Genomic DNA, 19,709 nt, shown 5'->3' with positions numbered 1-19,709 from the left:
ATTACTCCGTGCTTATTTGCAATTTAGGCTAAAGCTTGCAAAAGGGATTTGAGTTTTACTTTGTTGCAATATTTCTTTTGAAATATCGAATTGACAAGAATCAGTATTACTCCAAGAGACGCTATAGCGTCCAGGATTTATATTTTGCATAAAAATTTGCTGACCTTGTCCTACTGTAGTCACTGCATTACCCAAAGCATCTTTCACTTGAGCACCCATTGGAATGAGCACTTCATTTGCGTGTTTAAGTTCAATTAAGGCTTTTGTGGTCTTTAACGCTTTAAAATCCACTAAAATACTTGCGTTCGATTTAGGTACAACTTGTAATTGGGTTGCATCAACATCGGTATTTAATGGAATTGTATTTGGGTTTAAGTTGATACTATTGTATTGGTAAGGATTTAGATAGGGAATAATCGCATTACCCCAGCGATCAATTTTAATATTATTTCCATTGGAGAGGCTGGTTCCCTCTAAACCTTTGGCATGAATAATTGCAAAAGTATCATTTAAATCATTGGCTAAGGTAATGCCGTGTTGATGTGCAACAATTGCACCTTGTGCTTGTAAAGAGTATTGACGTTGTTGGTCAAAGTCGGTTGCATAAGTCGATGCTAAGTAAACCGGATTGGTTCGATAACTCAAAGAACTGCTGAAGATATCTTTATCTTTACTATTTGAATAATTGAAGTTATAGCCGAACTGCTGATTTTCACCTAAATTTCCAAATATGCCGACTTGATTGGTATTGAGTGCATTATTATCTGGATAGACTTCACTACTTAGGCGTAAATTACTATTTTTCTTTTTAAACGATAGAGGAATATTCACATTCACAAAGTATTGAGTGTCTTTATCTAATTTGTATTGATCATTTTGAGTATGTTGCATACCCACATAGTAACTGATGCCTTTATAACTATTGCTATAGCTAATTTGATAAAATTTTTGTGTATTGATTTGATGCCAGAATTCATACTGTGAAAAACTGGCTGAAACAGCACCAAACTGATGACCTAGGTTCTGGCTGAGTTGAATATAGTTTGATGACTTGGGCCGACCATTAAGTACTAATGCAGAACTGTTGTTTTGAATATAACGATTCTGCATGGCTTCATCGAAGGAATAATATTGATCATTTCCATAAACAGTACTGTTTAAACTGATATTTGTTTTTGCACCGTTTAGAGCAAGGTTATAGCGCAGCGTAAGCAAAGAACTGTCTAAATTTTGGTTGGATTGGTTAATATCTGCTTTAACAAAATTACTTTCTAAAGCGATACCACCGAGTTTGGTATTTAACGCGGTTCCTAGAATATAGGATTGATAATGATCACTGACCAGCGCTGAACTGCTCACTGAGATAAAATCATTTAATCCATAATCAAAAGATGCATTGATTAACTTCTCATCATAGGATTTGCTATTTTGACGAAAAGTACCTGCTGCAATTTGATAACGATACTGCTTTGCGCGGATAGATTGAATAAAATTATTATAAGGCAAATCAAAACTGCGGATTTCACCATTTGCTTCAATAATATCTACATTTAATGTACCACCCGTCCCAGGTGTTTGGAGATCTGTAATATTAAATGCGCCGGCAGGAACAGTGCGTTCCATAATAATTTGTTGATTTTGGCGAACGCGTATTAAAGCATTACTTTTTGCATAACCTGAAATTGTGGGTGCGTAACTTTGCAATGAAACCGGAAGCATTCTGTCATCGCTGGCAAGTTGTACCCCACGAATGGCGATACTCGAATTACTATTGATGGTTTTGGTATTGGTATAGAAATCACCAAGAGTAAGCTGAGTTTTTAAACTAGGCAATACTCGCATAAGCTTGTTTTCATAACTGGTATATTGGCCTGAATGATTGCTGTCTCCCATACTAGTACTACCAGAATGACGGAATTGCCAATCATCAATATTGATACCAGAATTAATATTCAGAAAGCTAGAATCTTGTTTGTTGTCCTGACCATAATCTGAATTATAGTAATTGTAGTAATATTTGAGAAAAGCACTATTTCCACCAGTTTCCCAAAGTGATGGATCTATATAGCCAAATGGTCGTTCATTTAACATCGATTGAGGGCTTGAAACATCCACGCGTTGTTCCGCTATATTCAGCTTCCAGAACACGACATGATTCATTAAGCGTGTATCGATACAGTCACCAGTGACTTTATCTAAATCGATAAGTTTATGATTGAAATCAAGCTGCTTAACAGTACTGCGTGGAATACAATAACGTTGCTTTTCAGGTGATTCAGGATCATCTGAAATATGCACAATAGAGCGGGTGATATAACGATCATTTAGGTAAATATCGAGGATGTAATCATTTGGCGCGACTTTATCGCTTGAAACAAACTTTTCAAGATCAATTGTTTTAGAATTTTGGCCGTATAAAAAACTATTATCGAATTGTGGTGCTTGCGCTATAACATTTTGATTGCATAGATATAGACTTAGCGCCAAAACACTATACCTAAGTGTGAAATGTTTCAAGCACAATTCTCCCAATAATTTAGATTAAAACTGTTTCTCTATTGTCGATAAACTGCCGTAGTCATTGATTAAATAAAGCTGTACGGACTTAGCGTCTGATAAATTTTCGACCTCAATTTGTTGTTTTGAAAACGGTTCTATAAAACTTAGATTTTTAATTTCGCTTGGCGTACCATTTTTTAAAACCAGATTCGATTTACCAAAATTTAAGTAATAAGGTGTTGGATTATTGATTTGTAGTTGGCTGTTTACACGCTGTACTTCAACTTTTTGAAACGCTTGTTGCTGTTCCATTTTGATGCCAGTTGGTCGGTAAAACAGTTTTAAGCGATTACGTATCGCAAATTGTAAATAATTTGCTTCAGCTGTTGGCTTGGCAGGGATATCAAGCACGTTAAGCCAAAATAATGTTTCTCGATCAGTAGCAAGCTTTTGTTTTTGATTGAAAATGACACGTAAAGATTGTCCTTTCGCTGCTTCAATCGTCGTTATCGGAGGGGTAACAATAAATGGGGCTTGGGTTGTGGTTGGATCTGCAATAATGTCTTTACTGTCCACCCATGATTGTACTAATGCAATTTGATCACCTACATTGGTTAATTGCACAGATACAAATTCTTTATCACTTGGGTAAATTACACGGGTACCTGTAATCACAATACCAGCATGCGCGGATGTGATCAAAGTACTGAGCATTAACAAGCTAGAAATAAAAAATGGTTTTTTCATTGAAAGACCCTTGGGGAGATGCAAGTCTGGCTAAGATGTGACAATTAACCAGACCTGTTTAAAAAACTTACAGACCCAAATGTTTAATTATTGATATACAACATAGTAAGTTGCAGTCGTGCTTACATCACCAGCAGTTGTTGCACCTGTTGCATAGTAACGTGCATAAAAATCAAGGTTTGCAGAACCGTTTGCAGTTGCAACATTTGAAGTCACAATGTTTTGACCTGTACGATCTTTAGTTAGGTCAATCACTGCTTTTGCAGAGTTTAATAATTGAATATTTACGTTTGTTGCACCGCCAGTGGTTACGGTGTTGTTTAGACGACCTGCAGTATTAATATTTGCATTGGTGTTGTCATAATAAACACCCACATTACCTACAGGGCATGCTGTTAAATTAATCGTAAATTTAGTGTCGCCATTTGTTGTCGCCGCTGTCGCTAAAGTTGATTTACCTACAGTCGGTAAAACAACAGTGTAGTTACCAGCAGTACCACCAACTGTACAGGTTTGATCAACGATTTTACCTGTAACTGTTACTGTACCATCAGCAGCCGCAAAAACTGTTGAAGATGCTAAACCTAAGCCAATGATCGCTAAACCCAATTGAATATTTTTCATAGAATTTCTCTCAATACTGCGTTGATTTGCCCTTTACTGGTACTTTCCTAATAAAGGGGAAGTGTTTAGGAGCTAAACAATAAGGGCTACTATAAATTTTTCCTAAATAAAAACAATGAAAAAAAGAGACAAATATCACATTATTTTTATCTTATAAGCACAATATAATGTTATTTGTTTTAGATTTGTTTTTTATTATTTAAATACAAGAGTATATTTATAATTAACATGTTTATTTAATTAAAGGAAAATTTGGTTCTGTTTACCAAAAAGTGACAAAAAATGTCACTTTTTGTGAATAACGTCATATTATAGCAAATTATTTTGATCTGCTTATATTAAGCGTGAGTATGTTTTTAAGATTTTCTAAAATAATTTATTATCATGGTTAATTAAATATTGGGTTTTATTTTAATACGCTGCACTGTAATTGATCATTTTCATCAAAAAATTTTATAATATTGAATTTAAAGGATTTTCTTTAATATTTATTTAGCTTATTTGTAAATTATTTTTAAATGCTTAAATCAACATAAAATCGCGTTCATCCTAGATTGCTTTTAAAAACAGAAGGTTTTTTTAATGCGACTTTGCTTCACTTAATATGATTACTTTTTTGATTTATCAAAGAGATTGATTGTTTAGTTATAATGTAATGTTTGTTTAGTTATAAAGAATATATTGAGAAATAGCGCAGATAGATTTATTAAAATATAAATTCTAGAGCAAACATGGATGCAATGAATGAGAAAAATATAATTTTAATTTAATATTGTTTTAAGTTTTTATAGGTTTTTAAATATATGAAAAAGAATTTATCTGTTGTAAGCATAAAGAACGATAAATAGAAGACTGTGTTTTGATTTTTTTATTTGTTGGAGTGAATGACGTGCTTCACATTGATCAAATATAAAATGAATTTTAAGCGCTTTAAGATTGATTGATTAAGTATCCATAAAAATAAGCATAGAGATTAAAACAGTATATTCAATCAATAATTAAGCATGCGTAGTCACTTGCATTATGCTGTTAAAAAAAGCGCTTTGATTGTTGTAAAACGCTTTTTGTAAGCTTTAACAATTCTATTGGGCTAACCAGAAAAATTCAGCAAAGCGGAATATTGTGGTGACCAGCATTGCTATTACAATCGTCGTGATAAGTGAGTGGTTTTTCCAAATCAGAAATAAGCCTACCAATACCCCCATGATTTTGCCTAAGTCTGCCCAATCCGCACCTTCAAAAAAAGTGCTGAGAATCGCAATAGAAAACAGTAAAGTTGTTGCGGCATCATTAAAAAGTTGCTCACGTTGTTGAGTGATCGTAAAATATTGGCCGAGTGAAAGTCCCGCATATCGGATCAGATAAGTCCCCATCGCCAGCAGCATGATCCCGATCAAAATGATAAATTGCTGATGCATGTTATTTTCTTCCTACAAGCAAGCCAAATAATGACATAAGTATCGGAATCCCTAAGGGTAGAAATGGAAAAGTAGCGAGGCTGATGACTGCACCAGTCATTGCCGATTTTCGAGCAGATTTTCTTTTTAATGCTTTAAAGGTAAGTGCAAACAGTACGACAGGAAAAATCGTATCGATACCCAGTAATTTTGCATAAGCTAAATGACTTCCCAATATATAACCGCTTAAAACGCCTATGGGCCAAGCAAATAAAATTCCGACACCGCACAGCCAATAAGCACTCAGTTTTAGTTCATTTGAAGATTGGCCTAAACCAAATAAAACACTTTCATCATTCATAATATGTGTAGCAAAATATTTTAATTTATTTTTTTCTATAAAATGGGTAATCGCTAAACCAAAAGGCAGATGTCGTAAATTAATCAGTAATCCGACAATCGCAGCTGTAATCGGACTGCTTCCAGCAGCAATCATGCCAATGAAAGTAAACTCGGCAGCACCAGCCAAGACACAGATTGAAAGTAGTAAAGGTATCCAGATCGGCAGTTGATAATTGACTGCAAGCGTACCTAATGAAATCCCGATCAGTGCGGTTGCGATGCAGAGAATCACGATTGATTTTATCAGGGGCTTGGGTAAATTTTTTATTTCTTTATACTTCATTGAGATGAGCCTTGCTTAGGGTAATAAGATCGTTCGATAAAATGAACGATCATTTTTTATAATAGTTTTATTATTATTGTTCGTCAAATCGAACGATCGTATTTTGGAAGGATAATGTCTATACCAATTGAAATCATTGCAAATAATCTGCAAAAAGAAAGAAAAAGTGCTGCATTATCTTTGGGAGAAGTTGCTCGACGTGCAGGCATTGCGAAATCCACACTTTCACAACTTGAATCTGGACAGGGCAATCCGAGTCTAGAAACTTTATGGGCACTTTGTGTGGCTTTAAATATTCCTTTTGCCAAACTTATGGAAGCACAAGCTCAAGCCACACAAGTAATTCGTTATGGCGAAGGTGCTTCAGTTGTTTCTGAAATATCAAATTATCAGGCTGTTTTGTTGGCGACATGCCCACCCAATGCACGACGAGACGTGTATATCCTTACAACTCAACCGGGTGAGCCGCGTTGCAGTAAACCGCATCCTATTGGCAGTGTGGAGCATATTATTATTATGCAGGGCTCTGCCAAAGTCGGTTTATTAGACAGTGCTGAGTTACTTCAAGCAGGGGACTATATTTCCTATCCAGCAGATCAAGCGCATATTTTTGAAGCACTGGAGCAAGACACACGTGCAATTTTGATCTCAGAGCAGAGATAAATCATAAGCAAGATCTAAGAATAGTTGATTGTTTTGTGCTGAAGTCGATTTTCTGGCTTTGTACATGGCGTGAATCACTTTATAATGAGCGCAAATTTATGTGATGGAACTGAGATTCGTGAGTATTATTGTTGCCTTAGATGCAAAAAGCCAATATGACGCCCTAGCAATTGCTGATCAGCTTGACCCATCACTATGTCGTTTAAAAGTCGGTAAAGAATTATTTACCCATGAAGGCCCTCTGGTTGTGAAAGCACTACATGATAAGGGCTTTGAAGTATTCCTCGATTTAAAATTTCATGATATTCCGAACACAACTGCGCAGGCAGTTTGTGCTGCGGCTGATTTGGGCGTATGGATGGTCAATGTCCATGCTTCAGGTGGGCGTAGAATGATGGAAACTTGCGTAGAACGCTTAAAAGCAGGTAACTATAAAACTCAATTGATTGCGGTTACTGTACTTACTTCAATGGAACGTGAAGACTTGCGTGATATTGGTTTAGACATAGAGCCATTTGAACAAGTGAAACGTCTGGCTAAATTGACGCAACAGAGTGGTTTGGATGGCGTGGTATGCTCGGCTCAGGAAGCCAAAATGTTACGTCAGGATTTGGGTGCTGAATTTGCTTTGGTAACACCAGGGATTCGTCCAGCTGGTGCAAATGCAGATGATCAAAAGCGTATTGTAACGCCTAAGCAGGCCATGCTTGACGGTTCTACTCATTTAGTGATTGGTCGTCCAATTACTCAGTCTGAACATCCAAGTAAAACCCTGCAAGATATTTTAGCGACTCTATAAAAATAAACCCTCTTTTTCAGTTGATCAAGAGGGTGATTTCTTTGATTTATATAATAAAAATTGCTGTGTATACACTGTAGTGTATCTGCGTTACTAGGTCTTTTTTCAGAAGTTTAAAAAACTTTTTATTCCAGTGATTCTATTGATCAGTATTACTATCTCGTCAGATAAAGTACGATATTCTGCGCTTAATTTTAAAGTGCAGCCAGAACACTTACCGCAATTGGCGCCAATACCGACAGAACAAAACCACTGACCATTGCATGTGGAATATAATCATTGCCGCAAGCTTGTTTCACCATAGGTAAGATGACATCCATTGCGGTTGCACCAGCAGAAGAAATTGCTGAACGTGGATAACGCCATCCAATCATATACATAAATAAAATGGCAAAAATCTCCCTAAATAAATCGTTCATTAACGCAATACTTCCCAGATGGGCATTCTTTAATTCAGTCACCACAATCCCTGTCATCGAATAGAAGCCGTAACCTTGCGATAGCATGATTAAATCTTTCATACTGATGTCTTGAATCAAGAAAAATGCCGCAACAGCACCCAATAGTGAGCCAATCACGCAGGCAATCGGTACCAGCATAATTTTCCAGTTTAACCAAGAACGATCCAGTGGCGAGTAAGCCAGATCCAAGCCGATCAGTAACATGTAAACTAAAAGTAAATTCCATGTGCTGACATGCAGTGCAACATGGAAAAGGTGGGCCAACTCTGCTAAGCCATAACCTACAGCCAGTGCAATAAATGCATAGCTGATGTTGAGTAATGAACCCATCAATAATTCAGCAGAAACTTTACCTTGTGATGGTTTGTAGCCAATCGCTGTAAATACCAGATAACAACAAAAAAATGCACCCATTGATGTGGTGAATGCAATTGTGATTGAACTGGTGAGAATCTGTGCAGGGCTGGCAATATTATGAATTGTTTGAGAAAACTCCATTGCAATCGCAATTAAAAGAATATAGGTAAAATAAGGCAGTATTTTAAAAGCTATTTTTTCAATGGATTGTGGAATTCTGCGGGCTAAAATAAACCCTAAACATAAACAAAATAAAAGTTGGAAAATAAGCCAAAGTGATTGCATGAAAAATAGATAGGCAATGGATACCTATCTATTATAGTCGAAGCGCAGAAAAGCGGTTGAAAATTTATAGAAGAATATCAAGCAAGTTTATGCAGCTTTTGACTTTTGCTTTGCACTTTGCGCACGGCCTAATAAGCGAAAATCTGCTGGGTTTACTTTGCGGGTGTTGAGCCAAAATTTCCAGGTATAGGTTGGCCATAATGCAAAATTTTTACCGCCATCTTGTTGGTACCAACTGACACAGCCTGATTGCCATACCGTGCCTGCAAGCTGTTGCTGTACATTTTCATTAAATTGATCTTGTACTTCAGCTTTTACCGTCACTGCTTGCGTCTGTGTTTTTGCAACCATTTGAATCAATTGCAAAATATAATTCACTTGAGATTCAATCATGAAAATTACAGAGTTATGACCCAGTACGGTATTCGGACCAAGCAATTGAAATAGATTAGGAAAACCTTTAGTACTGATCCCATAAAAACTTTCTGCACCATCTTTCCATGCGGTTTTTAATTCAACACCGTGTTCACCATAGCAATCGAATGATTTTAAATAGATGCGTGGGTCTGTAATAAAACCAGTACCATAAATTAAACAATCAATTTGACGTTCTTTGCCATCCTTAGTGATGATGCTATTTTCTGTAATTTCCTGAATTCCATCGGTGATTAATTCAACATTTTTACGATTAAATGTTGGAAAGTATTTGTTGGAAATCAGGATGCGTTTACAGCCCATAATATAGTCAGGGGTCAGTTTTTTGGCGATTTCTTTGTCTTTGACTTGGAATTTTATATAAGCTTCAGCAAGTTTCTGACCATATTTCATGATTTGTGGTTTTACAATGGGGACGACACGTGATTCATTTGACCAGTACAAACGAGCACGGTGTAATTTTCTAAACCATTCAAAGCGACTAAATAGTTTTTTATCAAGTGCATTATACGCACGTTCATCACGAGGAATCACCCAAGCAGGGGTTCTTTGAAATACATAAAGATTTTGAACTTTTGCAGCAATTTCAGGAATATATTGAATTGCACTACCCCCAGTACCAATGGATGCTACATTTTTTTGATTTAAATTATAGTCATGCTTCCAGTGTGATGAATGGAAAACTTCACCTTTGAATTTTTCAACCCCTTTAATTTTAGGAATCTGTGGTACATGCAATGGCCCTGATGCAAAAATAACAAATTGAGCCTCAATTTTTTGTCCACTTTTTAGTGTTAAATGCCAATTGAAATTGTGCTCATCATAACGTGTAGACACCACTTCTTGATTAAATTGGATGTATTTCTTTAAATTGAATTGCTGAATTAAATCTTGAATATAGTCAAAAATCTCAGGCGCTTCGGCATAACGTTTTGACCAATCTGTTTTTGGTGCAAAGGAAAGCGAGTACATATGTGATTGAACATCACAAGCCGCACCTGGGTACTGGTTCTCACGCCATGTACCACCAACATTATCTGCTTTTTCTAAAATGATAAAATCATGAATATTGGCTTGCAATAGGCGGATTGCCATGGCTAAACCACCAAATCCAGATCCAATAATTGCAACTTGCGTTGATTGGGTTTTTGCTTCAGTCGTAGGGGCTGTACTCATTTTTGTTCGCTCTGACTTTTCCAGTTTTGCATAGAATATCGGAAATGCAACGCTTGAAATATGATTGCACTGACACAAAAATTGATATATTCGGCAATTTGCAAAAAACCATCTTTGTAGTACAAAGTTTGGGTAGAAATCAAATGATGATCCAATGAAACGCTCGATTCTCGGTTTAATGTATTTAATTCATGGTATGCGTAATGCTGGAATCGATGTAGATTCACGACTTGCTAGTATTGGGATCAAAGCAGATGCACTTGATCCCAGTTCAATCATTCATCCCAGCTTAGAGTGGGATATACAAAAAGTGATTGGGCAGGGTGTACAGCCAGAAACAGGCTTGTTTATCGGCCAGCATTATTCTTTAGCGGGCTATGGCCCGTTGCTTATGCTCTTGGTGACATGTAGTAATGTTGGTGATGCGATTCAAAATGGTGTGCATTATCAGGGTTTAACCTATTTATATGGTGTCTTAGGGCTTGAGAAAGGCGATCATCAAGTCGCATTAACCTATAAGCCTGTAGATTTAGAAACAGAAATGGGTTTGTTGAGAGCGCAATGTGAAATCTCTGGAACTTATAAATTTCTGGATGATATTTATAAAATGATGGGACTTACAGCGCCCAGCGTGAGAATCGAGTTACCCTTTCAGCAGCCTCAGGATTTAAGTGTATTAAAGCAATATCATGATTATTACGGTTCAGATTTACATTTTAATTGTGAAAAAGCCGCTTTTTGGATCAATGAAGATGTGATGCAACTGCCGATTCCATCCGCAGATCCAATTACACATCGGGTTTACGAAGCCAAGTGTATTGCTGAAATCGAGCGATTGAATGCCGAAGAACAGAAAATTGCACCGTTGATTCAACGGGTAAATGATTATTTGGAATTACAGCAAGGGATTATTCCTTCGATGGCCGAAGTGGCTCAGGCGTTGAATGTGCCTGAAAGAACCTTACGCCATCAGTTGCAGCAATTAAATACCAGCTATAAACAAATTCGGGAACAGCTGATTAAGCACAAAGCTTTGCGCTTGATTGAATATAAGGAATATTCAATTGAGGTGATTGCGGAATTACTCGGCTACTCAGAACCCGCTGCATTTAATCATGCTTTTAAACGTTGGTTTGGGCAAAGCCCGCGTCAATATGGTAAATAAACAGGTAGTGCTGATATGAGATATAGAGTTAGAATTATCCCAAAGTTTTATTTATCAAAAATGAATATTCGATATACTTCCTTTAGCCTTTAAAAGTAACAAAATGATATGTTAGATCAGAATACAACTTCAACAGCATTTACTCCCGTATCACCCGCTGAGCGTTATGCAAAAGCATTGTCATCTGGACAGTTTTTACCAGATGATGCTCAGGCTCAAGCAGTACATGAGTTGGAGCGGGTATGGCAAGAATTGATCAATCGTTATAAAGCATCGAAAAAAGCTTTTCGTCGTTTCCGCCGTCAAACTGCACCGAGAGGTGTATATATGTGGGGCGGTGTAGGGCGTGGAAAGACATGGCTCATGGATCAATTTTACGATTCGATTCCTTTTCGCCGTAAAACCCGTATGCATTTCCATCACTTTATGCAATTTGTGCATAAAGAGTTAAACAAGCTTTCTGGACAGCGTAATCCTTTAGATATCGTTGCAGATCAAATTTATAAAGAAGCTGTGGTGATTTGTTTTGATGAGTTCTTTGTATCGAATGTAACCGATGCAATGATTCTCAGTGATTTATTCCAAAAATTATTTACCCGTGGCATTACCTTGATTGCCACATCCAATATTGCCCCAGATGGTTTATATAAAAATGGAATCCATCGTGATCGTTTTATTCCAACGATTGAAATGGTAAAAAAACATTGTGTGGTATTGAATGTTGATGCGGGTGTTGACTATCGTTTACGGGTATTAAAACAAGCGCAATTGTTTAAATCGCCACTGACAGATGACAATAAAGTCTGGATGGCAAAGCGTTTTAATGCATTAACCACATCGCAGACAGTGTCAGAAGAACCAATTACGATTAATAACCGTGTTGTTGAAACTTTAGGCCATACAGAAGATGTATTGTGGTGTGAGTTTAGAGAACTCTGTATGAAACCGCGTAGCCCATCGGACTTTATTGAAATTGCCAATATCTATAATACCGTTTTGGTGAGTAATGTTCCGCACTTAACTGATTTGCTGTCAGAAGGTACACGTCGTTTTATTTATTTAGTAGATGAGTTTTATGACCGTGGCGTAAAACTGCTACTAACATCTCAAGACTCGATTATTGAGATTTATGACGGAGAGAAGCTGGCTTTCGAAATTGAACGTACACGCTCTCGTTTACTCGAAATGCAATCAGATGAATATTTGCAGTCAGAGCATCGTTTGATTAAAGGCAATAGTGAGTTAGAAGTAGAATAATCATCCTTAGAAAGATGTAAAAAAGCGATCTTATCATTGATAAGATCGCTTTTTTTATGGGGGATACTGTCATCAGGATGCATTTTGCAAGGATTGTCTGAGCAATCTATTTAAGGAGTCTCAACCTATATTAGATATATGCGATAAGATTAAAATGATCCCACAAAGCTATTTAAGTTGTATTCGTCTGATGACTAAAAACAATTAACCCACCTGAATTTCAGTATTTGGGTGACGAACACGACTTTTATTTGGTGTCGCAATCAAATAAGCCAGTGTTAGTGGTCCTAAGCGTCCAGCAAACATTAAACAAATTAAAGCGATTTGGCTGCCAGCATGTAAATTTTCAGTGATTCCGCGTGATAAGCCGACAGTACAAGCCGCAGAAACGGCTTCAAATAATAAGTCTAAAAACTTTTTATCAGGCTCAAGGATCAGTAGGGTAAAAAAGCCAATCAGGATCAGCAGTGAAGTAATTGAAATGACCGCCATTGCTTTAAAGGTCGCCTGATGAGAAACAGAATGCCCAAAAATGGTAATTTCATCTGAACGTTTTAAAAAAGTAATGACACTTAAAATCATAATAATAAATGTGCCGACTTTAATTCCACCAGCGGTACTTAAAGAACCACCACCAATAAACATCAATACCATGGTAATTAAGGTTGATGCATTGGTCATGCTGCTGACTTCCAAGCTGTTAAAACCTGATGAACGAGGTACAGTGGCATGGAACCACGCGTTTAAAGCTTGATCACCAACAGACATTGGAGCCAGTGTTAAAGGATTGGATGCTTCGATTGCCCAAATAACAATAAAGGCAAAAAGGTTTAAGCCCGCAATCGTAGACAGAATTAACTTACTATTGGTAGAGAGTTTCTTCCAACGCTTGGCTCTTTTAATATCCATCAACACAACAAAACCAATCCCACCGATGATATACAGCATACTGATGGTAAATGTCACCATATACTGGTCAGAGAAACTCATTAAGCTATTGGGAAATAATGAAAATCCACCATTGTTAAACGCAGAAATACTATAAAACAGTGCGTAGAAAAATGCATGTTCAAGGTCGTAGTGATGTGACCAAGCCATGGTTAGAATCCCTGTACCAATCGCTTCAAAGAACAATGAGTAAAGAAAAACCCCTTTTACTGTAAAGGTCGCTTTGGCCAAACTGGTTTGACCAATGGTTTCCTGTGCCATAACTTGCTGTCGAATACCAACTTTTGAGGAAAGACTCAAAGCAGCTAAGATTGCAAACGTCATAAAACCTAAGCCGCCGCATTGGATCAGGATCATCACCACAACTTGACCGAAGGTGGTTAAGGAGTCGCCAATATTGACGACAGACAGCCCAGTAATAGTTACAGCAGACGTGGCAGTAAACAGGGCCTCTAGCCATGTCAAATTGCCTTGATTAGCAAAAGGAAGTTTAAGAAGCAATGTTCCGATGATAATAAAGCTTAAAAAACCTAAAGCAAGTAAGCTCGGTGGACTGAGATTAATACTATTGTGTTTTTTGTTGATTAGTTCTTTTTTAGATAAACGCATAGTTATAACTATAAGAAACGAATCGAAAATTGTCTTAACATTTCTACAGGACCTTCAAGAATTAAAATATCCTTTTCCTGTAAAATCGTCCCCGGTGCAATATCATACAGTACATGTGAACCGCGTTGTAATAACAAGGTTGTAATTTCGGGGGTATTTTCCATGACCGTTTGAAATTGCGCGCCTTGTAAATTTGCACCTATTTCAATTTTGACGATATAGCGATCATTATTTAATGCCATATAACGTCTCACCATTGGATAACTGAGTGATTGCGCAACACGAATCCCCATGTCTTCTTCAGGGTGAATGATTTTTGTAATGCCTAAATGAGACAAAATCATATGATGTGATTTAGATTTGGCCTTTACAAAGATTTTTTCGATACCCAAATTTTTTAAATGCAGTACGCATAGAATACTGGCTTCAATATCTTCACCAATGGCAACCACAACGGCATCACAATTTTTGATATTCAGTTCATCTAACACATGTTCATCGGTAGCATCTGCAATAACTGCGTGACTGATTTTATCGGCAATGTTTTCTACATTTTTTTTTAATGTATCAATACCTATTACATCGTGATTTAAGTTGGTGAGTTCTAGTGCAACTGCTTCACCAAAACTGCCTAAACCGATGACAGCGAATTGCGCCATTCTACAAAGTCCTTATCCCGACACTGATTTTGTGTTGGTATGATCATATTCAATTTTTATATATTTTATCTTTAAAGTATTGCAACGCCAATCTACAAACTGAGAATAAAAAGCGATAAATGTAAATAAAACCAGATTTATGTCATAAAAACTTAAAATTGATCCGATATCATTGCTTTGAAATTTAAAAATGCAAAGCCAAGATTGAGCTTTCGATCCAAGAATAAAAAATGGATGATAAAAAAATGGATGATAAGAAAATTTTTAAAATTCTCCAACATTGGTTCCCAGCGTTGGAGCAAAGAGATATTCCCAAAAAGAAACATCGTAAACGTTTTGTCGAGTTCCTCAATTGGATCGAAGCTGAAAAGTTTGGTGGGCGATTTCGTGGATATTTAATGAAAATTGACCGTATGCAATTTCATGAAAATGAGATTGAGCGTTGTGCGATTTTTCATGAATATGCAGTCGATAGCTTGGGAATTCAAACTCAAATTCGGGAAAGAGTGAAGCCTTTATTTGATCATTATGAAGTACACAAAGATGTTATTGGGCGCTATTATAATGTTCAAGATCAGGTTTATGATGTTGTATTCGAGGAAATATTAAAACAAGCCAGACAACATGATCATGAACTGTTGCTGATTTATGCTGAAGATTATTATTGGTTGATCGTACCAAATCATGAATATAAAATTGAAAAGTTCTGCAAGTGTTTTAACAAACAATTTCATGATGAAGATGTCAGTATAGAACATTACGCATTATTTGATTGTTCAAGATCGACTTAGTTTTTTGCGATTAATTCAACATATTGATAATAAAATAGAGAGATATCCATGTCACAGAAAATATATTCATTACTTCAACATTTAATTCCCGAGCTAAATGCACAACAAATTCCTCAAGACACTGAATTTTATAGTTTTAGTGAATGGATCAATCAACAGCATGATTTCTTGCATTATATTGAATTAAAAGAATATTATGACAATGGAATTGAAAACGATTTCTACTTTAACCAGCACAATATTGATGCTGAGCAATTGCAAAATGAAATCGAAGTCGCAATAGCTGAAGTATTTGATCAATACGATGAAGATGATGATGTTTCATTAGGTGATCAAATGGACGCAATGCAACAAACAGAAGAAATCATTTTTGATCAAATTAAACTGGTTGCAAATCAGTATCAGCTTTCTTTATTGATTATATATCGTGAAAATCCGTATTGGATGCTTGTGCCCACACAAGATGAGCAACAATTAAATCAGATTGTGGATGCTTTTAATGACGCATTTAATGATGATGGTGATTTAAATATGGCGGTTTATTAAGTTAACTTTTTCGAATTGTTCTGATTTTATAAAAAATAGCCCATAAAAAAATTTATAGGCTATTTCTATTTTGAAGCTATTTCTATTTTAAGAAACGTTGATAACCTAAGTTATTGGTAATTTCTTGATATGGGTAATTGATATTTTCCAACGTCTCAATCAGTCCATCTGGATTCTGTACCGCATCTTCTGCATCCAAGCCAACCAAAACACGTCCTTCTGCTGCACCGTGATTACGATAATGGAATAGGCTAATGTTATGGGTTGGACCAAGACGCTCTAAGAATGTTAATAAAGCACCTGGGCGTTCTGGAAACTCAACACGGAACAAACGTTCATTGGCAATATCGGCATGACCACCAATCAAATAACGGATATGCAATTTTGCAACTTCATCATCCGATAAATCATCGACATCATAATGTAATTTCATTGCTTCATAGATGTCATGGCGTTCTTTTTCACCAGCCTTTAAGCTAATACCGACAAAGACTTGAGCAGCAGATGCATCACTGGCACGGTAGTTAAATTCCGTAATATTACGCCCTTGCAAAGCACGACAGAAATTCAGGAAAGAACCTTTTTCTTCTGGAATGGTCACTGCAAAAATGGCTTCTTTACGTTCACCAAGTTCGGTACGCTCAGCAATATAACGTAAACGATCAAAATTCATGTTGGCGCCGCAAACAATCGACACCATATTTTTGCCTTCAAGACCATGTGCCGCAACGTATTTTTTGATACCTGCGAGCGCCATAGCACCTGATGGTTCAACAATACTACGACATTCATCATAAGTGTCTTTAATTGCCGTACAGATTTCATCTGTATTGACCAGTACCACATCACGTTCAACAATTGGACCTGAGTTATCAGATTTTTGTAGTTGAATGACTTCAAATGGCTTTTCACCGATTTGAGCAACGGCTGTACCATCTGCAAATAAGCCTACAGAAGGGAGTACTACACGTTGATTGGCTTCAAATGCTGCTTTTAAACATGCAGATTCATCATATTCGACAGGAATAACTTTGACATGCGGGGCAACATCACCAAGATATGCTGCTACACCAGCAATTAAACCACCACCGCCCACAGCAACAAATACATATTCAACATCACGCCATTGACGCAATATTTCATTGGCAATTGTACCTTGGCCGGCCATAACCAGTTCATCGTCATAAGGCGGAATAAAGGTTAAACCTTCGACATTTGCACGTTGAATGGCATATTTGTTAGCAACATCAAATGAGTCGCCGTGAAGCACAACATCACCACCCAAACGCTTTACTGCTTGAACTTTAATGTCAGGGGTGGTTTTCGGCATCACAATAATGGCGCGAATACCTAACTTTTGACCAGATAAAGCCACGCCCTGAGCATGGTTACCTGCTGAAGCAGTAATAACGCCACGTTCCAACTGAGATTTCGGTAATTGACTAATACGGTTATACGCACCGCGTAGTTTGAAGGAAAAGACAGGTTGTAAATCTTCGCGTTTAAAGCGAATGTTATTGTTTAGTTTTTCACTAATTCGTGGCGCTGCTTCGAGTGGGGTTTCGATTGCAACGTCATACACCGTTGCCTGTAATATTTGTCGAACCAAACGAGACAGCATGTTAATTTTCCATCTAACAGTTTAAAATGAGCGCTCATTGTAACAAACCGTTGTACCTTTGCGTTTTAAAATTATGCAAAATGTGCAGGAAATTGAAATTTTATTGAGAGATGTCATGAGCCTTTATGCAACCCAGGACGAGAAAAAACAAGCTGCAGCCCAAGCCGCTTTAAAACACTTACCAAGAGGGGGCATTTTGGGAGTCGGTACTGGTAGTACAGTGAACTTCTTAATTGAATTATTACATCAGTTACAACTTGAAGCAGCCGTAGCCAGTTCAGAAGCAACAGCTCAACGTCTTAAGAAATTAGGCATTGAAGTGGTTGATATGAACCATGTTGGTGGTTTAGATGCTTATGTAGATGGTGCTGATGAAATTGATCGTCATTTACATATGATTAAAGGCGGTGGTGCAGCACTCACGCGTGAAAAAATCGTGGCATCTATTGCGAAAAAATTTGTATGTATTGTCGATGACTCGAAATGGGTCGATCAATTAGGCCGTGAATTTCCATTGCCTATCGAAGTGATTCCTATGGCACGTTCAGCAGTTGCGCGTAAAATCGTATCTTTAGGCGGTGACCCAGTTTATCGTGAAGGTGTAGTAACGGATAATGGTAATGTCATTCTAGATGTGTATAACTTAAATATTCTGAATGCATTAGAAGTCGAAAAAACCATTAACGATATTCCTGGTGTGGTGTGTAATGGTATTTTTGCGATCAATAAAGCTGATGTCGCTGTAGTCGCCACCAATCATGGTATTGAAGAGCGTACCGCAGGATAAGAAAAAATTTCCCCTAACTTCTGCTTGAGTAAAGATGAGGTTTACTACCTACCTTTTTTAAGTAAGCGTTGGGGGAGATTCTAAAAATAAGCGTATTAAGATGGCAAATCTTCCTGAAATAAAAATCACACATCATGCACGTGCAACACGCTTGCGTTTACGTGTTGAACCCACGCAGATTCGCCTAACTGTGCCCAAATATTGTACCCAACGTCAGATTCAGCATTTTTTACACGAGTCTGAACAATGGATGATTGATACCTGGCATAAACAGCAGGAAAAAATACAGCAAGTTGATCAGATATTACCGACAAGCTTGCAACTGTTTAATTTAAAACAGCCCTTAGAAATTATTTATAAAACTCAAAAAAATAGCTATATTTTAGATGAGCAAAAGCATCAGTTATTTATCAGCGAGCGTCAGCCTGAAAGCTATTTAAAAGCTTTTGTGATTGCTTATGCAAAGCATTATTTACCAATCTATTTAAAGCAAGTCAGTGATGAAACCTGTTTAAAGTTTGGACAGTGTGCTGTTCGGCACCCGAAAACGCGTTGGGGAAGTTGTACAGCCCATCATGATATTATGCTCAATAGTGCCTTGGTTTTATGTGATCAACAAATTACCCGTTATGTCTGTGTACATGAATTGGCACATACCAAACATTTTGATCATAGCGCTGCTTTTTGGTCTGAAGTTGAAAAGCATGATCAACACTATCAGCAGCATCGTAAATTTTTAAAAAATAGTGTAATGCCTTGGTGGTGGGCCTAATAAAATAAGTAAATTTCTAGATTGCATTAAAACAAAAAATGAGGAAAAGCGTATGAGTGTAAAAAGAATCATAAGTAATATTAAAGCTTTAGATTTAGCCAGTGCCCAAGCTTTTTATGGTGATTTTTTAGCGATGGATTTGGTGATGGATCATGGCTGGATCAAAACATTTGCCAGTCAGGAAATCATGCATCCACAAATCAGTATTGCTTCGGAAGGGGGAAATAAAACAGATGTACCCGATTTTTCAATCGAAGTCGACAATGTGGATGAACTTTATGAAAAAGCCAAAAAATTAGATTTAGACATTCTCTATCCCTTAACCAATGAAGACTGGGGTGTTAGGCGATTCTATGTCAAAGATCCATTTGGAAAGGTTGTAAATATTTTACAACATATTGAATATTAAAAATTAATGAATTAAGT

At 36.9% G+C, this 19,709-nt stretch carries 19 protein-coding genes; 9 read left to right on the top strand and 10 right to left on the bottom strand.

Annotated features, from left to right (window positions below):
* Positions 1-12: 12 nt before the first annotated feature.
* The 5 genes from L3V46_RS11240 to L3V46_RS11220 all read right to left on the bottom strand — a co-directional run bounded on the left by L3V46_RS11240 (position 13) and on the right by L3V46_RS11220 (position 5,952).
* A complete protein-coding gene (locus tag L3V46_RS11240; RefSeq protein ID WP_239045723.1) occupies positions 13-2,517 on the bottom strand; it encodes a fimbria/pilus outer membrane usher protein in 2,505 nt (834 codons plus the stop codon).
* A 24-nt stretch (positions 2,518-2,541) separates the two neighbouring features.
* Positions 2,542-3,246, bottom strand: a complete 705-nt coding sequence (locus L3V46_RS11235; RefSeq protein ID WP_239045722.1) for a molecular chaperone — start codon at positions 3,244-3,246, stop codon at positions 2,542-2,544.
* An 87-nt stretch (positions 3,247-3,333) separates the two neighbouring features.
* Positions 3,334-3,870 carry a fimbrial protein gene (locus tag L3V46_RS11230; RefSeq protein ID WP_004821263.1) on the bottom strand — a complete coding sequence of 179 codons (537 nt, stop codon included), beginning with the start codon at positions 3,868-3,870 and terminating at the stop codon, positions 3,334-3,336.
* A gap of 1,082 nt (positions 3,871-4,952) precedes the next feature.
* Positions 4,953-5,288: an AzlD domain-containing protein gene (locus L3V46_RS11225; protein WP_034610229.1), complete on the bottom strand. Its 336-nt coding sequence runs from the start codon at positions 5,286-5,288 to the stop codon at positions 4,953-4,955.
* 1 nt (position 5,289) lies between these two features.
* Positions 5,290-5,952, bottom strand: coding sequence for an AzlC family ABC transporter permease (locus L3V46_RS11220; RefSeq protein WP_239045721.1), 663 nt, complete (start codon positions 5,950-5,952; stop codon positions 5,290-5,292).
* Positions 5,953-6,066: 114 nt separating this feature from the next.
* Here L3V46_RS11220 and L3V46_RS11215 point away from each other — a divergent pair, with 114 nt between their 5' ends.
* Positions 6,067-6,615 carry an XRE family transcriptional regulator gene (locus tag L3V46_RS11215; RefSeq protein ID WP_034610234.1) on the top strand — a complete coding sequence of 183 codons (549 nt, stop codon included), beginning with the start codon at positions 6,067-6,069 and terminating at the stop codon, positions 6,613-6,615.
* A 103-nt stretch (positions 6,616-6,718) separates the two neighbouring features.
* Positions 6,719-7,414: an orotidine-5'-phosphate decarboxylase gene (gene pyrF, locus L3V46_RS11210; protein ID WP_004821273.1), complete on the top strand. Its 696-nt coding sequence runs from the start codon at positions 6,719-6,721 to the stop codon at positions 7,412-7,414.
* Between the two features lie 194 nt (positions 7,415-7,608).
* Here the strand turns inward: pyrF and L3V46_RS11205 are convergent, their stop codons facing one another.
* Both L3V46_RS11205 and L3V46_RS11200 read right to left on the bottom strand, forming a co-directional pair.
* The gene (locus L3V46_RS11205) at positions 7,609-8,517 is read right to left on the bottom strand and encodes a lysine exporter LysO family protein (RefSeq protein ID WP_239045720.1); all 909 of its coding nucleotides are present in this window, start codon (positions 8,515-8,517) and stop codon (positions 7,609-7,611) included.
* A gap of 87 nt (positions 8,518-8,604) precedes the next feature.
* Entirely contained in the window at positions 8,605-10,128 is a 1,524-nt protein-coding gene (locus L3V46_RS11200) for an NAD(P)/FAD-dependent oxidoreductase (protein ID WP_239045719.1), read from the bottom strand.
* Positions 10,129-10,282: 154 nt separating this feature from the next.
* On the opposite strand from L3V46_RS11200, the gene L3V46_RS11195 reads away from it, so the two are divergent.
* Positions 10,283-11,293, top strand: coding sequence for an AraC family transcriptional regulator (locus tag L3V46_RS11195; protein WP_004720772.1), 1,011 nt, complete (start codon positions 10,283-10,285; stop codon positions 11,291-11,293).
* Between the two features lie 108 nt (positions 11,294-11,401).
* Positions 11,402-12,550, top strand: coding sequence for a cell division protein ZapE (gene zapE / locus L3V46_RS11190; protein ID WP_004720770.1), 1,149 nt, complete (start codon positions 11,402-11,404; stop codon positions 12,548-12,550).
* Between the two features lie 204 nt (positions 12,551-12,754).
* Here the strand turns inward: zapE and L3V46_RS11185 are convergent, their stop codons facing one another.
* Together L3V46_RS11185 and L3V46_RS11180 are read right to left on the bottom strand one after the other, a co-directional pair.
* Entirely contained in the window at positions 12,755-14,107 is a 1,353-nt protein-coding gene (locus tag L3V46_RS11185; RefSeq protein ID WP_004720769.1) for a potassium transporter TrkG, read from the bottom strand.
* 8 nt (positions 14,108-14,115) lie between these two features.
* Positions 14,116-14,766, bottom strand: a complete 651-nt coding sequence (locus L3V46_RS11180) for a TrkA family potassium uptake protein (RefSeq protein WP_004821282.1) — start codon at positions 14,764-14,766, stop codon at positions 14,116-14,118.
* 245 nt (positions 14,767-15,011) lie between these two features.
* On the opposite strand from L3V46_RS11180, the gene L3V46_RS11175 reads away from it, so the two are divergent.
* Positions 15,012-15,557, top strand: coding sequence for a hypothetical protein (locus tag L3V46_RS11175; RefSeq protein ID WP_004821284.1), 546 nt, complete (start codon positions 15,012-15,014; stop codon positions 15,555-15,557).
* A gap of 48 nt (positions 15,558-15,605) precedes the next feature.
* The gene (locus tag L3V46_RS11170; RefSeq protein ID WP_239045718.1) at positions 15,606-16,103 is read left to right on the top strand and encodes a hypothetical protein; all 498 of its coding nucleotides are present in this window, start codon (positions 15,606-15,608) and stop codon (positions 16,101-16,103) included.
* An 82-nt stretch (positions 16,104-16,185) separates the two neighbouring features.
* Here the strand turns inward: L3V46_RS11170 and ilvA are convergent, their stop codons facing one another.
* Positions 16,186-17,724 carry a threonine ammonia-lyase, biosynthetic gene (ilvA, locus tag L3V46_RS11165; RefSeq protein ID WP_239045717.1) on the bottom strand — a complete coding sequence of 513 codons (1,539 nt, stop codon included), beginning with the start codon at positions 17,722-17,724 and terminating at the stop codon, positions 16,186-16,188.
* 115 nt (positions 17,725-17,839) lie between these two features.
* On the opposite strand from ilvA, the gene rpiA reads away from it, so the two are divergent.
* The 3 genes from rpiA (at position 17,840) to L3V46_RS11150 (ending at position 19,692) form a co-directional block, all read left to right on the top strand.
* Positions 17,840-18,511, top strand: coding sequence for a ribose-5-phosphate isomerase RpiA (gene rpiA / locus L3V46_RS11160; protein ID WP_239045716.1), 672 nt, complete (start codon positions 17,840-17,842; stop codon positions 18,509-18,511).
* A 100-nt stretch (positions 18,512-18,611) separates the two neighbouring features.
* A complete protein-coding gene (locus tag L3V46_RS11155; RefSeq protein WP_239045715.1) occupies positions 18,612-19,283 on the top strand; it encodes a YgjP-like metallopeptidase domain-containing protein in 672 nt (223 codons plus the stop codon).
* Positions 19,284-19,335: 52 nt separating this feature from the next.
* On the top strand, positions 19,336-19,692 hold the full coding sequence (locus tag L3V46_RS11150; protein WP_004821295.1) for a VOC family protein: 357 nt from the start codon (positions 19,336-19,338) through the stop codon (positions 19,690-19,692).
* Positions 19,693-19,709 lie beyond the last annotated feature (17 nt).

The sequence above is a fragment of the Acinetobacter sp. AG3 genome (genome assembly GCF_022343575.1).
In the GTDB taxonomy this organism is placed as follows: domain Bacteria; phylum Pseudomonadota; class Gammaproteobacteria; order Pseudomonadales; family Moraxellaceae; genus Acinetobacter; species Acinetobacter guillouiae.
This window is presented reverse-complemented; position numbering and strand designations above follow the sequence as displayed.